We start from the raw sequence: 16299 nt of genomic DNA on the forward strand, positions 1-16299 counted from the left end.
CACCCACCCTTCTGACCCTTCGGGTCCGGACCCGGCTCCGCCTGGGCCGTTGGGCACCGCCTCGACTCCGGGGACGTGGGGCGCCGCCTTGGCTTCGGGGACGTTGGGTACTGTCTCGATGGCGGTCACGCCGCCGGCGCAGACCAGGAGGAGATCCGCCGAAGCCGCATAAGGTACGACCGGGGTACGGGGCCCGAAGGACAGGGCCACTACGGCGTTGCCGGAGGCGATGCGGGGGAGCCAGGTCGCGGCGAAATCCTCGGGGCAGGCCTCCTGGATGAGGAGGGCGGCCACCACGGTTTCCAGGAAGGGCTCGGGGACGGCGAACTCGCCCAGCAGGTGCAGGACGGGGGCCAGGACGTGGTCGCCCAGGCCGGCGCCGCCCCAGCGTTCGGCCAGCACCAGGGAGATCAGGCCGAGGTCGGCCAGCCGCCGCCACAGGTCCGGATCGTGGGCGGCGTCCAGGTTCATGCGGCGGCGCAGGTGATCCTCGCCCGCGTGTTCCTCCAGCAGGCGGCGGGTGAGCTTGAGCAGGTCGCGTTGTTCCTCGTCGAGGGGGACGTTCAGGGAAAACAGGTTCATCGCCGGGGCTCCCTGGGCAGGCCGAGCAGGCGCTCGCTGATGATGTTCCGCTGGATCTCGGAGGTGCCGCCGAAGATCATGGCAGCCCTGGCGTACCAGTACCGGTGGTGCCAGTCGGTCCAGATCCCGGCGGCGCGCGGGGTGAGCGACTCGCGCAGCACGGGCGAGCCGCCGCCGAGGGTGGCCAGCACGCCCAACAGGTCCAGACCCGCCGCGAAGATGTGGTGCTGGGTCTCGGTCCAGTAGAGCTTGTTGACGCTGGCCCGCAGGTCCAGGTCGGCGCCGCCCTCGGCCAGCTCGGCGAGCCGGTACACGTTGGCCCGGTACACCTCGGTCGCCACGAAGAGCCGCCCCAGCTCGTCCAGGGCCAGCGCGTCGCCCGCCAGGCCGCGGGCCCGGACCAGCTCCGCGAAGGACTCGACGTCGGCGGAGTACTTGGCGTGGTCGCCGAAGACCGCGCCCCGCTCGAAGCCGAGCGTGGACATGGCCACCCGCCAGCCCTCGCCGAGCTCCCCCACCGCGTTCGCGACGGGCACCCGGACGTCGGTGAAGAACACCTCGGCGAAGCCTTTGGTGCCGTCCACCATGGCCAGCGGGCGCACCTCGACGCCGGGCGAGCGCAGGTCCACGCAGAGGAAGGTGATGCCCCGGTGCTTGTTCTCCCGGCCCGCCTCCGGGTCGGTGCGCACCAGCGCGAAGATCCAGTCGGCGAAGCCGCCGAACGAGGTCCAGGTCTTCTGGCCGTTGACGACGAACTCCGCGCCCTCGCGGACCGCCTGGGTGCGGAGCGAGGCCAGGTCGGAGCCGGAGTCGGGCTCGCTGAAGCCCTGGCACCAGATGTCCTCGCAGGACAGCAGGCGGGGGATCCAGCGGCCGCGCTGCTCCGCCGTGCCGTACCGCATGAGGATCGGGCCGAGCAGGTAGAGGCCGCCCATGTTGACCCGGGCGGGCGCCTTCGCGCGGTAGTACTCCTCGGCGAAGGCGATGGTGTGGAAGAGGCCGGCGCCGCGCCCGCCGTACTCCTCGGGCCAGTCGACCGCCGCGTAACCGCCCTCGAACAGGACGCGCTCCCAGGCGCGGTGCCGCGCGAACCCCTCGGGGCTGGTCCAGGAGCCGAGCGGCTCGCGCGGGACGTGCTCGGTCAGCCAGTCCCGAGCCTGGGCGCGGAACTCCTCGACGTTCATGCGGCCAGCCCGAGCGCCCGGGAGACCTCGCGCATGGTGGCGGGGTAGGTCTCGGGTGTCATGCGCAGCGAGAGGTTCACGCTGTCGGCGCCGAGTTCCAGGTAGCGCTCCACGGCGGGGCGCAGGTCGGCGACGGCGCCGTGGAAGCGGAGCCCGGCGATGACGTGGAAGTCGGCGCGGGATCGGCCGTGCTCGCGCAGGCCGGCCTCGATCTCGGCCAGGTGGCGGGCGAAGTCGCCGGTGGTGAGGTTCCACGGGTACCAGCCGGTGGCGTACCTGGCGGCGCGGCGGATGGCGGGCCGGGACTGGCCGCCCACCAGCACGCGGGGCAGCGGGCGGCCGGTGCCGGGCAGGCCCTCGCCGCCCCACAGTCCGGAGATGGCGGCCAGGTTGCGCTCGAAGCGCGCGCCGCGCTCGGCGAAGGGCACCCCGGCTGCGGCGTACTCCTCCGCCGACCAGCCGACCCCGACGCCCAGGTCGAAGCGCCCGCCGGTGAGCAGGTCGAGCGTGGCCAGCTCGCGGACGAGCAGGCGCGGGTCGCGCAGCGGCAGCAGCAGCACCGAGGAGCCGACGCGCAGCCGCGTGGTGTGGCGGCACAGCTCGGCGGCCGTCTGGAGCACGTCGAGCAGGCCCTGCTCCTGGGCCGCCTCCACCCGGGGCGCGGCCCCCGCGCCGTAGGTGTGCACCTCGGCCACTTCGGGGTTGGCCGGGTTCGGCGCGGCCGGGTAGGGGTAGGCGGAGTCATACTCCTCGAAGAAGACCAGGTGCTCGGGCAGCCACAGCGAGGAGAAACCGGCCTCCTCGGCCGTCCGCGCGAAGGCGCGCAGGTAGGCCAGGTCCCGCTGCGCCGATCCGTCGAACAGGTCAACCAGGCCGACTCGCATCGCCGCTCCTTTCCGATCGCTCATATCAGGGCCCGCACCCGCTCGGGCGCGGGCAGCGTGCCGAACACCGCGACCAGCTCGTCCACGCCCAGCGCGGGATCCGCGGACAATATGTCCCTGGCCTGGGCGAACTCGTCACCGGGAACCAGCCAGGTGCGCCTGACATCCACCGCGGGCCGCCCGGCCTCGCCGAGCGCCGCCGCGAGCCCGGCGAGCGCGGCGGGCAGCTCGTCCGCCGGGACCAGCCAGCCGAGCCAGCCGTCCGCGTGCCGGGCGAGCATCCGCAGGACGGCCGGGTCGCCGTGGCGGACGTGGACCTTCAGGCCGCCACCCGCCGGGCGGGGGAGGGCGATCGCGCCGCGGAACGCGACCCGCTCGCCCTCGAACGCCGCCCGCGGCTGCGACCACAGGGCCCGCATGGCGGCCAGGTGCTCCGCCGCCGTCCGCAGATTCGCTTCCTGGTCGCCGGAATCGCCGGAGCCCTGGCCGAGCACGGCACCGAGATCGAGCCCGTACTCCAGCCGGCCGCCGCTGAACCAGTCCAGCGTCGCGACCTGCTTGGCGCGCACGGCCGGGCTCCGGGCGGAGAGCACGTCCCCGCTGAGCCGGATCCCGAGCCCGCTGGTCGCCCGCGCCACGCACTGCAGCCCGAGGACCGCGTCGTGCCCGCCGGACCCGGCCTGCTCCCGGTCGCCGCTCGCCCACCAGGAGGCGAACCCCGACCGCTCGGCGGCCTCGGCGGCCGCCTCGATCTCGCCGAGCAGGCCCGGTCCCGCGGCGGTGATGTCGCACGCTATGCCGAACTCCACCAGGATGTCCTTCCGCCGTTCAGCCGTTGCTGAGCGCGCTGAACTTGCCGTCCGCGGTCCACTCCAGGTAGACGCCGGGCGATTCGAGGATCGCCTGGCCGCCCTCGTACCGGAGGCCGCCGTAGACGGACTCCTGCGTGGTGACCTTCGCCAGCCCTTGCCCGACCGCTTCGGGGGCCGCGCCCGGGCCCGCGTTCTTCAGGCCCATGGCCAGCAGCCACATCGCGGTGTAACCCTGGGCGGCGAACATGTCGGGGGCCGTGTTGAACTTGGCCCGGTAGCGCTCGGTGAACTTCCTGGCCGTGTCGTTGACGGGGTGGTCGGCGGCGAAGGGGGTCGCGAAGGCCAGCCCCGCGAGCCCGGCCCCGCCGGCGTCGAACAGGGCGGGCCCGGAGGCGCCGTAGCTGGACAGGATGCGCTTGTCGTAGCCGCGGTCGCGGAGCGAGCGGGCCAGCAGCGCGGTGGGCGTGCCCAGGGTGCTGGCGACCACCACGTCCGGGGCCTGGGCCTCGATCTGGGTGGCGGTGGCGGTGAAGTCCCGGTCGGCGGAGCCGACCGCGATGGTCTCCAGCACCTTGACGCCGTTGCGCTCCAGCGCCGCCTGCCACACCTTGCCGTCGGCGACCATGGCGTCCACGTCGCCGTTGACGACCACGACGGCCGTCTTGTACGCCTCCGCCTTCGCCATGCTGTCCACGAACTTGTCGTACACGCCGCCCGGGGAGGAGGGCAGGACGACGGGGCGGAACAGGTGCGGCGGGGAGGCGAGCCCGTCCAGGATCGCCGAGGTGACGATGGCGGGCACCTTGCTCTGCCGGATGACCGGGGCCAGCGCGCCGGCTTCGTTGGAGAGGCCGCAGCAGAGCACTCCGGCCGCGCCCTCGGTGGCGTACTGGCGGTACAGGGCGATCGCCTTGGCCGGGTCGGACTTGATGTCCTCCACCTTCAGGTCGACGGTCGCGCCCTGGCCGAGGAACGCGGTCTGGTTGATCTCCTCCACGGCGACTTCCGCGCCCTGCACGATGGGCTTGCCCGCGAACGCGGCGGCGCCGGTGAGCAGCGCGGGGAAGCCGACCTTGTAGACCTGGCCCTCGGCCGCCGCGCCCGGGGCGTCGTCGCCGGACGTGCCGCACGAGGCGAGGATCATGACGGCGGAGAGCGCAGCGCTGACGACGGCCAGGCGTGTTCCTCTCCATGTGGTGGTTTGACGAGACACGATGCACCCTCCTGGGTTAAGGCCCCTGACATCCGGACCCCCGATGCTGTAAAGCAAATGCTTGCTTTTAAAGCAACTGCTTGATTATGTGTGAGGTGAGAACGGACAGGCAAGGGGTCGGCGGCTGCTTTTCGGTCACGGTCCGGCCAGGACGGCGCCGCCCCGGTCGATGACCGTGCCGGCGTCGGCCGAGGTCAGGAAGCGCACCTCGGCGCCGTCCCGCCAGAGCGTCACCGTGAGGGTCTCCCCCGGCAGCACCGGCCGCGAGAAGCGCCCCGACATCCCGCGTAGCCGGGTGGCGTCCCCGTCGCAGAGCCCGTTCACGATGGCGCGGGCGGTGCAGCCGTAGGTGCACAGGCCGTGCAGGATCGGCCGGGCGAAGCCGTACCTGGCGGCGAAGGCCGGGTCGGAGTGGAGCGGGTTACGGTCGCCCGTAAGCCGGTAGAGGAGCGCCTGGTCGGGCCGGGTCGCCAGGCGGATCACGGCGTCCGGCTCGCGGTCCGGCGGCGACCACTCCGTGCGGGGCCCGCGCTCCCCGCCGAAGCCGCCCGCCCCGCCCAGGTAGGCGCAGGAGCGGGCGACCGCGAGCGGGTCCCCGGTCACCGCGTCGGCCGTCCGGGTCTCGGTCCAGACCAGCGCGTCCCTGCCCTTGTCCCACATGTCGGTGACGGTGACCGTGGACACCGCCCGGCCCTCCGGAGCAAGCGGGCGTTCCAGCTGGAAGTGCTGCTCGGCGTGTACGGCCTTGCCCGGGTCGTACGTGCCGATCTCGGGCAGCCCGCCGTGGTAGCCGAGGAGCACGGCGAAGCTCGGGATGACCTGCTGCGCGATCCCGGCGCTGTGCTCGGTGGTGAACTGGAGTTCCGCGCCGGGATCCTGGGCGCCCGCACCCACGGCGAGCGCGTAGAGCAGCGTCTCGCGGGCGGTCCACTCGGTCGTGAAAGGGCCTACCGTGCTGCCGATGTAGCCGGGGTCCAGGGGCATGCCGTATCTCCGTTCACACACTCAACCGCGTTCGCGGGCCCGCCTTGAGCAGCCGGGACGGCAGCTCGCGGCCGACGATCTCCTGCGCCAGGGCGGCGACCTCCAGCAGCGCCTCCAGGTCCACGCCCGTGTGCACGGACATCTCCTGGAGCAGGTAGACCGCCTCCTCGCTGGCGATGTTGCCGGTGGCCCCCGGCGCGTACGGGCAGCCGCCGAGGCCGCCCACGCTGGCGTCGAACTCGGCCACGCCCAGTTCCAGGCCCGCGACCAGGTTGGCCAGGCCGGTGCCCCGGGTGTCGTGCAGGTGCAGGGCGAGGCGGGTATCGGGGGCCTGGTCGCGGAAGAGGCCGGTCAGCCGCCGGACCCGGGGTGGCGAGCCCATCCCCGTGGTGTCGCCGAAGCACACCGAGTCGGCCCCGTCGGCGACGGCGCGCAGGGCGAACGCGGCGACGCGCTCGGCGGGCACCTCGCCCTCGTACGGGCAGCCGAACGCGGTCGCGACGATCACCTGGCAGGTCGCGCCGCTGCCGTGGGCGAAGTCGATCACCTCGGCGATCCCGTCGAGCGACTGCTCCGGGGTGCGGTTCACGTTCCGCAGGTTGTGCGTCTCGGAGGCCGACACGACGACCTCCAAGTCGGTGAAACCGGCGGCCAGCGCGCGGCGCGCGCCGTTCAGGTTGGGCACCAGCGCCGAGTACCCGACGCCTGGGGCAGGCGCCACCGCGGCCCACACCTCGGCCGCGTCCGCCATCTGCGGGATAGCCTTGGGATGGACGAACGCCACCGCCTCGATGCGGGACAGGCCGGTCGTGCCCAGCGCCGCGATCAGCTCGGCCTTGCGCGCGGCGGGCACCGGGGCCTCGTTCTGCAGCCCGTCGCGCGGGCCCACCTCGCGCAGCACGACGCTGGACGGGATGTCGGACATGGCTACACTCCCAGGGCGCGGGCGACGATGTCGCGATGGTGTGCGGGCGTGCCGAAGAGGGCGAAGCCGGTCAGCGCGCGCCGGAAGTGGTGGGAGAGCTCGTGCTCCCAGGTGAACCCGATCCCGCCGTGCACGTGGATGGCCTCCCTGACCACGTGCAGCACGGCGTCACCGGCCCGCGCCTTCGCCATGGAGGCGGTGAGCTCCCAGCCCGCTTCCCCGGCGGCGGCCTGGTCGAGCGCGCGCTCCACCGCCGACCTGGCGGTGGCCGTCTCCGCGTACATGTCGGCCAGCTTGTGCTTGATCGCCTGGAAGGAGCCGATGGCGCGGCCGAACTGGGTGCGGGTCCTGGCGTAGTCGACGGCCAGCCACAGGCATCGTTCGCCGATGCCGAGGGCGTCCGCCGCGGTCAGCAGCGCGCCTTCGGTGAACGCCCGCTCGGCCAGCTCCCGCGCCCGCGCGCCCTCCGCCAGCACCTGCCCGGGGGTCTGGTCCATGGTCAGGATCGCCAGGCCCCGGCCGTGGTCCAGGGCCCGCATCGGCTCGACCAGCAGGCCGTCCGCGCCGCGCTCGACCAGGACCAGTGCGGTGCGGGCCAGCACGATGAAGTGGGTCGCCGCCTCGCCGGCCGCGACGAACCGCTTGCGCCCGGAGATCCGGCACTCGCCCTCCCCCGGCTCCGCCTCGGTCCCCGGCGCGTCCAGCGCCACCCCGGTGCTGTCCTCGTGCAGGGCCAGGGCCACCACCGCGCGCCCGGCCACGATCTCGGCCAGCAGGCCGCGGCCCGGTTCGGCGCCGGACCTGGCCAGCAGCGGCACGGCCAGCCCGGCCGTGACCAGGAGCGAGGCGGGCAGCCCGACCCGGCCGGCCTCGATCAGGGCGACCCCCAGGTCGGCGATGGATCCGCCCTGGCCGCCCGCCCGCTCGTCCAGCAGCAGGCCGGGCAGGCCCAGCTCCTCGGCGAGCGCCCGCCACAGCGGCTCGCCGGGCCCGCCGAGGGAGTCCCGGCTGACCGCGACCGGGCTGCGGGCGTCGAGGAACCGGCCGACGGTCGCCCCGAACTCGGCGCGGAGCGCCGCGTCCTCCCTCATGCGGGTCCTTTCCTGCTGTCGAGCAAGCAATTGCTTCAATCTTGGACCAGGCCGCTGCCCCGGCCGGGGGCGGCCCCGGCTCAACGGGCCGGGACGTTCACCCCGTTCAGGAGCAGCTCGGTCTCGATGTGGATGATCTCGTCGATGGTGATGGGCCCGTCGGGGTCGAACCAGCGGATGATGGCCTGCACGGCGCCCATCACGGTCCGGTACACCATGCGCGCGCTGAACTCCTTCCGGAAGACGCCCCCGGCCATGCCGGCGTCGATGACGTCCATCCAGATCTGGGCGATCTCGTTCTGGCCGCGGGAGATGCTTGGGAAGTCCTGCACGTAGTGCCAGTCGTTCTGCAGGATCAGGACCTGGTAGCGGTTGCGGGCCACGCTCAGCAGCGCCCGCGCCATCAGCTCCCGCAGCGCCTCGGCGGGACCCGCCGCGTCCGCGACCGCGGCGCGATACTCCCTGATCACCGTGTCCAGGTAGTCCAGGAGCACCTGCTCGACGATCGCCTCCTTGGAGTCGAAGTAGTAGTAGAGGCTGCCGGAGAGCATGCCCGCCTCGTCCGCCACGTCGCGCACCGTCGCGCTGGAGAAGCCCTTCTCGGCGAAGACCTTGGCCGCGGCGAGCAGGACGCTCTCCTTGCGCGCCTGCCCGATGGGCGATCCGGTCGACTTGCGCCGGTTCCCGGTAGCGCTCTTGGTGGTCTTTCCTGGAGGGGTCATCGAGTGTCCTAGGTCAACTGAACAACGGTCAGGGAAAATGTTCGCCCCGGTGGCTCAGGGCGCTCGATCCGACACGATCGAGACGGCGCTCACGAGCGCGCCGGGACTGCCTCCTTGATTCTGCACCAGGCCGAACCCGGGATCGGCTACTTGACGTTCCCCGGCCTCGCCCCGGAACTGCAGCCACATCTCGAACAGCATGCGCAGCCCGCTCGCGCCGACGGGGTGGCCGAAACTCTTCAGGCCCCCGTCGGGATTGACCGGCAGCGCGCCGCCCAGGTCGTAGCGCCCGGCCAGCACATCCTCCCAGGCGTGGCCGCGAGCCGAGAAACCGAGTTCCTCCATCAGCACCAGCTCGGTCGGCGTAAAGCAGTCGTGCACCTCGGCCAGCGAGATCTGGGTGGCCGGGTCGGTGATCCCGGCCTGCTCGTACGCCACCCGGCTGGAGTTCACCACCTCGGGCAGGTCGGAGTAGTCGTACCGGTCGTCGTTGCGCCCGGTCGCGGCGCCGGCGCTGAGCGCGAGCGCGTGCACGTACAGCGGGCGGTCGGTGTACTTGCGGGCGTCCTCGGCCCGGACGATGACCGCCGCCGCGGCGCCGTCGGCGACCCCGGAGCTGTCGAAGACGCTCAGCCGCCCGGCGATGGCCGGGGCGCGGGCGATGACCTGTTTCGGCACGCCCTTGCGGAACTGCGCGCGCGGGTTCAGCGCGCCGTTGGCGTGGTTCCGCCAGGCGATGTGGGTCATCGCCTCCTTGACCTGCTCCTCGGAGATCCCGTAGCGGCGCGCGTAGGACGGCACGATCATCGAGTACATGGCGGGCGCGCTGAGGTTGGCGGCCGTGCCGTCGCCGGGCACGCTGGGCATCTCCAGGCCGGAGAAGCCGAAGTCCTTCAGCTTCTCGCCGCCCACCGCCATGACCGTGTCGTACGCCCCTGAGGACACGGCGTAACACGCGTTCCTGAACGCCTCGGAGCCGGTGGCGCACATGTTCTCCACCCGGGTGACCGGGCGGTCGGCGATGTTCATCGGCCGGGTCAGGGTGAGGCCGGAGACGCCGGAGGTCATCGTGCCGAGCCAGAAGGCGTCCACGTCGCCGAGTTCCAGGCCGGGCACGCTCCCCACGGCCCCGAGGGTCGCCTCGACCAGGAGGTCGTCGACGTCTTTGTCCCAGAGCTCGCCGAATCGGGTGCAGCTCATGCCGACGACGGCCACCGGGTTCTTCAGGGCGTGGGCGGGCATCAGGACTCCTCCTCGTGGGGGCGAACCTTCCAGATGTAGTTGCGGATCTCGTTGGCGGCCACGCCGGCCAGCCGGAAGACGGGCTCCACCCGGTCCCCGATGGCCACCTCGCGCCCGGGGGCGTCGGTCATCTCGAACTCGAACCGGCCGCCGCCGTCGAAGTCCACGGCCACCGCCTTGGCCGGGAGCTGGACCGACTCCGAGAGCCAGTCGTCGGTAAAGGTCGCCACGGTGCCGAGCAGGTCGCGCAGGGACACCGGCTCGCCCCGGTCGGCGGCCCCGCAGCCGAGGCAGACCCGGCGTGGCGGCAGGTTCCTGGTGCCGCAGGCGGCGCACTGGGCCGCGGTGAAGGAGAACTTCCAGCGCATGTTCCGCCAGGAGGCGGGCGGGGCGGGGGCCTTGGCCTCCGGACGCCGCGGCGGCTCCCGGTCGAGCAGGCCCCGCCAGGTGAGGTAGTCGGCGTAGCGGAGCGGGAGCACCGCGCGGGGCTCCGGCGGGACGGCCGCCCGGTAGGCGGCCAGCTTCGGCGTGGCGCGGAACACGAACGCGTCGGCCCCGTCGGCGGCCAGCACGGCCAGGATCGTCTGCCCCGGCTCGGCCCGGTCCAGCGCGGCGCAGAGCCGGACGCCGAAGTCCGCCGCGCCCGCGTAGCCGGCGTCGGCGGTGAGCCCGGCCGCGAGCCGGGCCGGCTCGAAGCGGCGGCGCGCCTCCCGCACGGCCCGCGCGTGCGGACCGCTGATCACGACATGGTCGATCTCGTCCTGTTCCAGCCCCGCTTCCTTGGCCGCCGCCGCGGTCACCGCCTCGACGGCCTCCAGGTAGTCCTCGACGCCGAAACGTTCCTCCCAGGTCCTGGTGCGGATCGCGCCGGGAGCCCGCCAGCGGTCCAGCAGCTCCATGGTGCGGGACGCGCCGCCCAGCAGCTCGGCGACGGGATCGTCCCCCGTGGTGAAGGCGGCGGCCGCGTCGCCGCCGAGCAGCTCGTCCTCCGAGCCGGGCAGCCCGTATCTCAGGTCGGCCAGCGCGACGACGGCTCCATCGCCGCGCAGACCCGCCCGGAGGGCGCCCGCGCCGGACCTGATGGCGCCGCCCGCGTCGAAGGCCGCCAGCTCCTCGGGCAGGCCGAGCGCCATGGCGATCGCGGCGGCGTTGCCGCGCTCCAGGTAGGCGGGGCGGGTGGTGGCGAACCACAGCTCGGCGGCCGGGAATCCGGGCGCGCGCCGCAGGGCGCGCCGCGCCGCCTCCACCGCGAGCGTGGTGCTGTCCTCGTCGTGCCCGGCCACCGCGCGCGCACCGCTCAGCCCCGGCAACCCGAGGGAGGCGCCGATCTCCCCCCGGTCCAGCCGGTACGCCGGGACGTACACACCGTAAGAGGTGATTCCGCTCATCAAGGCTCCTCTTGGTCCTGGTACGCGTCCCGTGAGCGTGTAAATCAAGCGATTGCTTTGCTAGCATAGCCAGACCCGGACGGCGAGAGCAAACAGCCGCCCGACCGACCTGGAGGACCATGAACCGGCTATCGGAGGAGGAGTTCCACCGCGAGGCGGCCGAATTCCTCGACTCCTACACCACCCGCCGCTCCGGCGGGACCGGCCGCCCGGTCTGGGGCCAGGGCGACGACCGCGTCTCGGTGGTCGCCGAGCGGGCCGAGGGCGAGCAGGAGGAGATCGCCCGCCTCAAGGACTACCGCGCCGCCCTCGACCGGGCCGGGCTGGCCTGGATCAACGGCCCGGCCGCCTACGGCGGGCGCGAGCTGCCCACCCCGTACGCGACCGCGTTCCGCGAGCTGGAATCGCAGTACGACCTCCCCGACGACGGCTACACCCGGTTCAGCGTCTCGACGTTCTGCCCCGCGCTGCTCACGCACGGCTCGGACTTCCTCAAGACCACCTACCTGCGCCGCCTCAGAACCGCCGGCCTCCTCGCCTGCCAGCTCTTCTCCGAGCCGGGCGCCGGCTCCGACCTGGCCGGTCTGACCACCCGGGCGGAGCGGCGCGGCGACGGGTGGGTCCTCAACGGGCAGAAGGTGTGGAGCTCCGGCGCCCACTACAGCGACCTGGGGCTGTGCATCGCCCGGACCAACCGCGACGCGCCCAAACACGCCGGGCTGTCCACCTTCCTGGTCGACATGCGGGCGCCCGGCGTCGAGATCCGCCCGATCCGGCAGCTGACCGGTGGCGCCTCGTTCGACGAGGTGTTCCTCACCGACGTGTACGTGCCCGACGACCACCGTCTCGGCGAGGTGGACCAGGGCTGGCGAGTGGTGGTGGACGTGCTGCTCAACGAGCGCGGCGCGATCGGCCTGGAGAGCGGTCTGGACGAGGAACTCCTGGCCCGCCTGGTGGACCTGGCCAGGCACACCGGCGCGGCCGGGGACGCGCGGATCCGCGACGCCCTGGCCGACCTGCACATCAGGAGCTGGGCGGCGCGCGAGACCACGGCCCGGATGCTCGGCGGCGGCGGGGTCCCTGGCCCCGAACTGGCCGTCACCAAGCTGATCCTCACCGACCTGCTGCGCCGGGCCGGGGACATCGCCGCGGACGCGCTCGGCGCCGCCCTGGTCGCCGACACCGGCGAGTGGGGCACCTACGCCTGGTCGGAGCTGATCCTCGGGCTGCCCGGCCTGCGGGTCGGCGGCGGCACCGACGAGATCATGCGCAACGCCGTGGGCGAGCGCGTGCTGGGACTACCGAAGGACGCCCGATGAAGATCGACCTTGGTTTGATCGGCTCCTCCGCCGCCGTCTGCGGCCCGGCCGCGGCGTGGGCCGAGCGGGCCGGTTTCGACGGCGTGTGGGCGAGCGAGAGCGTGACCGACGCCTTCCTGCAGTCGCAGGCGGCCCTCATGGCCACCAGCGGGACGACGGTCGGCACGGCCATCGCGGTGGCCTTCGCGCGCAACCCGATGTCCACCGCGTACCTGGGGTGGGATCTGGCCGCGCTGTCCGGCGGGCGCTTCGTGATGGGCCTGGGCACCCAGATCCAGGCGCACGTCGAACGGCGCTTCTCCATGCCGTGGGGCAGCCCGGTGGCGCGCATGCGCGACTTCCTGACCGCGCTGGACGCGATCTGGAGCGCGTGGCGCACCGGGACGAAGCTGAACTACGAGGGGCCCTACTACCGGCACACCCTGATGTCGCCGGTGTTCACGCCGGACCGGCACGAGCTGCCCATCCCCGTGATGATCGCCGCCGTCGGGGATCGCATGACCGAGCTGGGCGGGGAGCTGTGCGACGGCCTGATCCTGCACGGCGTGACCACCGCGGCCTACCTGGACGAGGTCACCCTGCCCGCGCTGGAGCGCGGCCTGGCCGCGGCCTCGCGCGATCGGTCGCGGGTGTCGCTCTATTGCCCCGTCTTCATGGTGATGGGCGACACCGAGGAGCAGTTCGAGGCGATGAAGCGCAAGACCAGGGAGCAGATCGCGTTCTACGCCTCCACCCCCGCCTACCGGCGCGTGCTGGCCAGCGTGGGATACGAGGAGCTGCAGCCCGAGCTGCGCGAGCTGTCCCGCGCGGGCGAGTGGACCAGGATGGGCGACCTGATCGACGACACGCTGCTGGGGCACATCGCGGTGCTGGGGCGGCCCGAGGAGATGCCGAAGCTCTGCGCCGAGCGGTTCGGCGGGCGGCTGGACCGGATCTCGTCCTACTACCCGTGGCCGGTCGAGGACGACCGGCTGAGCGACATCCTCCGCGGCTTCGCGGACGAGGGAAAGCGAGAGGTGGCCCGATGAACGATTGGCGGGAGGCGGCCGACAGGCAGGCTGTCACCGAGGTGCTGCTGGCCTACTGCGATCTGGTGGACCGGGCCGAGGTGGACGAGCTGGCCGGCATCTTCACCGAGGGCGCCTCCTTCGACTACGGCAACGGCGCGGTGTTCACCGGCAGGGAGTCGCTGCGCGCCCTCTTCGCCGACCGGCTGGGGCGCTATCGCGCCACCAACCACCACCTGTCCAACATCCGGGTGGAGCTGTCCGGCGACGCCGCGTCGGCCGTCAGCTACGTGTACGCCTGGCACGAGAGCGCGGCCGACGGCGAGCAGCTGCACATCTGGGGGCGGTACGTCGACACGCTGGCCCGATCGGGAGCGGGCTGGCTGCTGGACACCCGCCAGGTGCGGGTGGCCGGGGCCGCGACCCACCCGGCGTTCCCGCTGCCGGAGCGGTTCGAGCGGTACCCGCGCCGTGACCTCGGCTGAGCTGGTCAGCGCGGGCTAGCGGGCTGGCTGCTGGACACCCGCCAGGTGCGGGTGGCCGGGGCCGCGACCCACCCGGCGTTCCCGCTGCCGGAGCGGTTCGAGCGGTACCCGCGCCGCGACCTTAGCCGAGCTTGGCTGAGTTCAACTGAGCTGGTCAGCGCGGGCTGAGGCGTGGGGTGATCGGGGCGATCTCGTGGTAGCGGCCGTCCACGTAGACCAGCGGAGCGTTGTCGCCCGCCCCATCCACCTGGGCCTCCACGACCAGGCCGATGACGATCGTGTGGTCGCCCGCCTGGAAGCGCTCGGCCAGGCGGCACCTCGCCCAGGTTCCCACCCCGCGTAACAACGGCTCGCCGGACGGGAGCGGGGTCCACGACTCCGGGTCGCTGAAGCGCTCGTCCGCGCTGCGCGCGAACCGGTTGGCCAGGTGCGACTGCCCGGCCTCCAGCCAGTGCACGAGCGCGGTGCCGGCCTGGGAGAGCGCTTCCAGGCTGGAGGAGGTGTGGGCGATCGCGAACGACAGCAGCGGCGGGACGAGCGACACCGAGACGACCGAGGTCGCGGTGAAGCCCACCGGCCCGCCCGGCGACTCGAACGTCACCACGGTGACCCCCGCCGGGTGGTGGCGGAACACCGAACGGAACAACTCACCAGACACATGCTCATGCGTCACAGCAACCATCCCGAGCACTTCCAAATCGGTGATCGATTTCATTGCACCAGCAGATCGAGGCGTCCTGGTTAGGGCGGAAACACCGTCCCTACGGACATCTCGACCTTAGAAGGCAGTGCGGCGAGATGTCAAGCAATTGCTTGCTTTACTAGGAACGGCCGGATCGGCCACAGCGCGCGGCACTGCTAGGGTGGCTAGCTGTGATCGAATTGCGGCGAAATGGAGCGGATGCGTTCGTCGCGGCGCTGGATGCCGTGATCGACATCTACACGGCGGCGATGCGGCCGCCGCCCGATCAGCTCTCCGGGCGCATGGCCATCATGCGCAATCACGCGACTTATCCGGATTTCGTGTGTGTGTTCGCGGGGGCGCCGGAGATCGTGGGCTTCGCCTACGGATTCCGGGGGGCGCAGGGCCAGTGGTGGCACGACGTGGTGCGGCGGGCGCTGTTCGAGCGGGCCGGGCCGGTGATCGCGGACGACTGGTTCGGGAACGCGCTGGAGCTGGCCGAGATCCACGTCCGGCCGGACTTCCAGGGCAAGGGCATCGGGCGCGCGATGATCAAGGCCATCTGCGCGGACCGGACCGAGCGGACCGCCGTGCTGTCCACGCATGACGCGCCCACGGCGGCCCGGCATCTCTACCGGAGCGTCGGCTTCCTCGACCTGATGACCGAGTTCGTCTTTCCCGGCGGGTACGAGACGTACGCGATCGCCGGGACACGACTCCCCCTCCCCTAGACCCTCGCCTCGTGCGGTGTCCAGCAACGCTCACCGGCTCGGAGCGGCGCGATCGCCGAAGTCGGTGAGGCACCGCGACCCGGCGAAGGTTTGCAGACACCGCGATAGAGGATGCCTACACGATTGCGGGCACCAGCGCCTGGAAGACCTCGCGGGTCGCGCTGGAGCGGTTGAAGGTGATGAAGTGAATGCCGGGAGCGCCCTCGTCCAGCAGGGTCTGGCAGAGTTCCGCGGCGTGTTCGATGCCCAGGCGGCGCACCGACTCAGGATCGTGGGCGACGGCCTCGAACCGGGCGGCGACCTCGGGTGGGAAGGGCGCGCCTGACAGCTGTTCCGAGCGGGCGATCGTGCTCATCTGGGTCACCGGCATGATGCCGGGAATGATCGGCGTATAGCAGCCCTTGGCCGCGACCCGGTCCCGCAGCCGGAGGTAGTCGTCGGCTTTGAAGAACATCTGGGTGATGGCGTAATCAGCGCCGGCACGGCATTTACGGACGAACTGCTCGGTGTCCGACTCGATCGTCGCCGACCGCGGGTGTTTGTATGGAAAAGCCGCCACACCAACGCAGAAATCCCCCGACTGCCGGATCAGCCGGACAAGATCCTCCGCATACTCCACCCCTTCCGGATGCCGCACCCAGGTCCCCATCGGATCCCCCGGCGGGTCCCCCCGCACGGCCAGGATGTTCCGCACTCCGGCGTCCGCGAATCGCCCCACCAAATGCCGCAATTCCCGAATGGAATGATTGACGGCGGTGAAATGCGCCACAGGCGTGAGCGTCGTGCTGTGCGCGAGCCGCTCGACGATGGACACCGTGTGATCCCGGTTCCCGCCACCCGCGCCGTACGTCACCGAGACGAAGGTCGGGCGCAGGGCCTCAAGCTCCCGGATCGCCCGCCACAGCTGCCGCTCCCCCTCGTCGGTCTTCGGCGGGAAGAACTCGAACGAGAACGACCGCTCGCCGGCGGCGAGCAGGTCCTTGACCGTCGGAACACGGTCAGGCAATCGCGACGGAAGACCTAGAGACATACCCCACAGGTTACAGGT

General features: G+C 72.3%; 17 protein-coding genes. 4 read left to right on the top strand and 13 right to left on the bottom strand.

Annotated features, from left to right (window positions below; genetic code table 11):
• From ABGB08_RS24280 to ABGB08_RS24330, 11 genes are all read right to left on the bottom strand, one after another.
• Positions 1-582, bottom strand: a 582-nt coding sequence (locus ABGB08_RS24280) for an acyl-CoA dehydrogenase family protein (protein ID WP_347593981.1), incomplete at its 3' end; no start/stop codon positions are given.
• Entirely contained in the window at positions 579-1766 is a 1188-nt protein-coding gene (locus tag ABGB08_RS24285; protein ID WP_347593983.1) for an acyl-CoA dehydrogenase family protein, read from the bottom strand. The genes ABGB08_RS24280 and ABGB08_RS24285, both read right to left, overlap by 4 nt.
• The gene (locus ABGB08_RS24290) at positions 1763-2650 is read right to left on the bottom strand and encodes an LLM class flavin-dependent oxidoreductase (protein ID WP_347593985.1); all 888 of its coding nucleotides are present in this window, start codon (positions 2648-2650) and stop codon (positions 1763-1765) included. The genes ABGB08_RS24285 and ABGB08_RS24290 overlap by 4 nt, the downstream gene beginning before the upstream one ends.
• 20 nt (positions 2651-2670) lie before the next feature.
• Positions 2671-3459: an LLM class flavin-dependent oxidoreductase gene (locus ABGB08_RS24295; protein ID WP_347593987.1), complete on the bottom strand. Its 789-nt coding sequence runs from the start codon at positions 3457-3459 to the stop codon at positions 2671-2673.
• Positions 3460-3478: 19 nt separating this feature from the next.
• Positions 3479-4675 carry an ABC transporter substrate-binding protein gene (locus tag ABGB08_RS24300; RefSeq protein ID WP_347593989.1) on the bottom strand — a complete coding sequence of 399 codons (1197 nt, stop codon included), beginning with the start codon at positions 4673-4675 and terminating at the stop codon, positions 3479-3481.
• Positions 4676-4810: 135 nt separating this feature from the next.
• Complete coding sequence (locus ABGB08_RS24305) at positions 4811-5659, bottom strand: MaoC/PaaZ C-terminal domain-containing protein (RefSeq protein ID WP_347593991.1); 849 nt, start codon at positions 5657-5659, stop codon at positions 4811-4813.
• 13 nt (positions 5660-5672) lie between these two features.
• Positions 5673-6584 carry a hydroxymethylglutaryl-CoA lyase gene (locus ABGB08_RS24310; RefSeq protein ID WP_347593993.1) on the bottom strand — a complete coding sequence of 304 codons (912 nt, stop codon included), beginning with the start codon at positions 6582-6584 and terminating at the stop codon, positions 5673-5675.
• Between the two features lie 2 nt (positions 6585-6586).
• Positions 6587-7675: an acyl-CoA dehydrogenase gene (locus ABGB08_RS24315; protein ID WP_347593995.1), complete on the bottom strand. Its 1089-nt coding sequence runs from the start codon at positions 7673-7675 to the stop codon at positions 6587-6589.
• Positions 7676-7755: 80 nt separating this feature from the next.
• Entirely contained in the window at positions 7756-8397 is a 642-nt protein-coding gene (locus ABGB08_RS24320; protein ID WP_347593997.1) for a TetR/AcrR family transcriptional regulator, read from the bottom strand.
• Between the two features lie 54 nt (positions 8398-8451).
• Positions 8452-9639: an acetyl-CoA acetyltransferase gene (locus ABGB08_RS24325; protein ID WP_347594000.1), complete on the bottom strand. Its 1188-nt coding sequence runs from the start codon at positions 9637-9639 to the stop codon at positions 8452-8454.
• Positions 9639-11027, bottom strand: coding sequence for a zinc ribbon domain-containing protein (locus ABGB08_RS24330; RefSeq protein ID WP_347594003.1), 1389 nt, complete (start codon positions 11025-11027; stop codon positions 9639-9641). The genes ABGB08_RS24325 and ABGB08_RS24330 overlap by 1 nt, the downstream gene beginning before the upstream one ends.
• 119 nt (positions 11028-11146) lie before the next feature.
• Between ABGB08_RS24330 and ABGB08_RS24335 the strand changes: the two genes are divergently transcribed.
• Genes ABGB08_RS24335 through ABGB08_RS24345 form a run of 3 tightly spaced genes read left to right on the top strand, consistent with a single transcriptional unit; the run spans position 11147 to position 13838 of the window.
• Positions 11147-12346 (top strand): acyl-CoA dehydrogenase family protein, encoded by a 1200-nt coding sequence (locus ABGB08_RS24335; RefSeq protein ID WP_347594005.1) that lies wholly within the window; start codon positions 11147-11149, stop codon positions 12344-12346.
• A complete protein-coding gene (locus ABGB08_RS24340; protein WP_347594007.1) occupies positions 12343-13374 on the top strand; it encodes a TIGR03617 family F420-dependent LLM class oxidoreductase in 1032 nt (343 codons plus the stop codon). Before ABGB08_RS24335 ends, ABGB08_RS24340 begins: the two co-directional genes overlap by 4 nt.
• A complete protein-coding gene (locus ABGB08_RS24345) occupies positions 13371-13838 on the top strand; it encodes a nuclear transport factor 2 family protein (RefSeq protein WP_347594009.1) in 468 nt (155 codons plus the stop codon). The genes ABGB08_RS24340 and ABGB08_RS24345 overlap by 4 nt, the downstream gene beginning before the upstream one ends.
• A 154-nt stretch (positions 13839-13992) precedes the next feature.
• Here the strand turns inward: ABGB08_RS24345 and ABGB08_RS24350 are convergent, their stop codons facing one another.
• Positions 13993-14511 carry a flavin reductase family protein gene (locus ABGB08_RS24350; protein ID WP_347594011.1) on the bottom strand — a complete coding sequence of 173 codons (519 nt, stop codon included), beginning with the start codon at positions 14509-14511 and terminating at the stop codon, positions 13993-13995.
• Positions 14512-14711: 200 nt separating this feature from the next.
• Here ABGB08_RS24350 and ABGB08_RS24355 point away from each other — a divergent pair, with 200 nt between their 5' ends.
• Positions 14712-15251, top strand: coding sequence for a GNAT family N-acetyltransferase (locus ABGB08_RS24355; RefSeq protein WP_347594014.1), 540 nt, complete (start codon positions 14712-14714; stop codon positions 15249-15251).
• A gap of 115 nt (positions 15252-15366) precedes the next feature.
• Here the strand turns inward: ABGB08_RS24355 and metF are convergent, their stop codons facing one another.
• Positions 15367-16281 carry a methylenetetrahydrofolate reductase [NAD(P)H] gene (gene metF / locus ABGB08_RS24360; RefSeq protein WP_347594016.1) on the bottom strand — a complete coding sequence of 305 codons (915 nt, stop codon included), beginning with the start codon at positions 16279-16281 and terminating at the stop codon, positions 15367-15369.
• Between the last annotated feature and the right edge of the window lie 18 nt (positions 16282-16299).

Source organism: Acrocarpospora sp. B8E8 (assembly GCF_039871605.1).
Taxonomy (GTDB): domain Bacteria; phylum Actinomycetota; class Actinomycetes; order Streptosporangiales; family Streptosporangiaceae; genus Acrocarpospora; species Acrocarpospora macrocephala.

Coding starts and splice junctions, on each gene's coding strand:
- ABGB08_RS24285 (WP_347593983.1), bottom strand. CDS start 1,766: ATGAACGTCGAGGAGTTCCGCGCCCAGGCTCGGGACTGGCTGACCGAG.
- ABGB08_RS24290 (WP_347593985.1), bottom strand. CDS start 2,650: ATGCGAGTCGGCCTGGTTGACCTGTTCGACGGATCGGCGCAGCGGGAC.
- ABGB08_RS24305 (WP_347593991.1), bottom strand. CDS start 5,659: ATGCCCCTGGACCCCGGCTACATCGGCAGCACGGTAGGCCCTTTCACG.
- ABGB08_RS24310 (WP_347593993.1), bottom strand. CDS start 6,584: ATGTCCGACATCCCGTCCAGCGTCGTGCTGCGCGAGGTGGGCCCGCGC.
- ABGB08_RS24315 (WP_347593995.1), bottom strand. CDS start 7,675: ATGAGGGAGGACGCGGCGCTCCGCGCCGAGTTCGGGGCGACCGTCGGC.
- ABGB08_RS24320 (WP_347593997.1), bottom strand. CDS start 8,397: ATGACCCCTCCAGGAAAGACCACCAAGAGCGCTACCGGGAACCGGCGC.
- ABGB08_RS24325 (WP_347594000.1), bottom strand. CDS start 9,639: ATGCCCGCCCACGCCCTGAAGAACCCGGTGGCCGTCGTCGGCATGAGC.
- ABGB08_RS24330 (WP_347594003.1), bottom strand. CDS start 11,027: ATGAGCGGAATCACCTCTTACGGTGTGTACGTCCCGGCGTACCGGCTG.
- ABGB08_RS24335 (WP_347594005.1), top strand. CDS start 11,147: ATGAACCGGCTATCGGAGGAGGAGTTCCACCGCGAGGCGGCCGAATTC.
- ABGB08_RS24340 (WP_347594007.1), top strand. CDS start 12,343: ATGAAGATCGACCTTGGTTTGATCGGCTCCTCCGCCGCCGTCTGCGGC.
- ABGB08_RS24345 (WP_347594009.1), top strand. CDS start 13,371: ATGAACGATTGGCGGGAGGCGGCCGACAGGCAGGCTGTCACCGAGGTG.
- metF (WP_347594016.1), bottom strand. CDS start 16,281: ATGTCTCTAGGTCTTCCGTCGCGATTGCCTGACCGTGTTCCGACGGTC.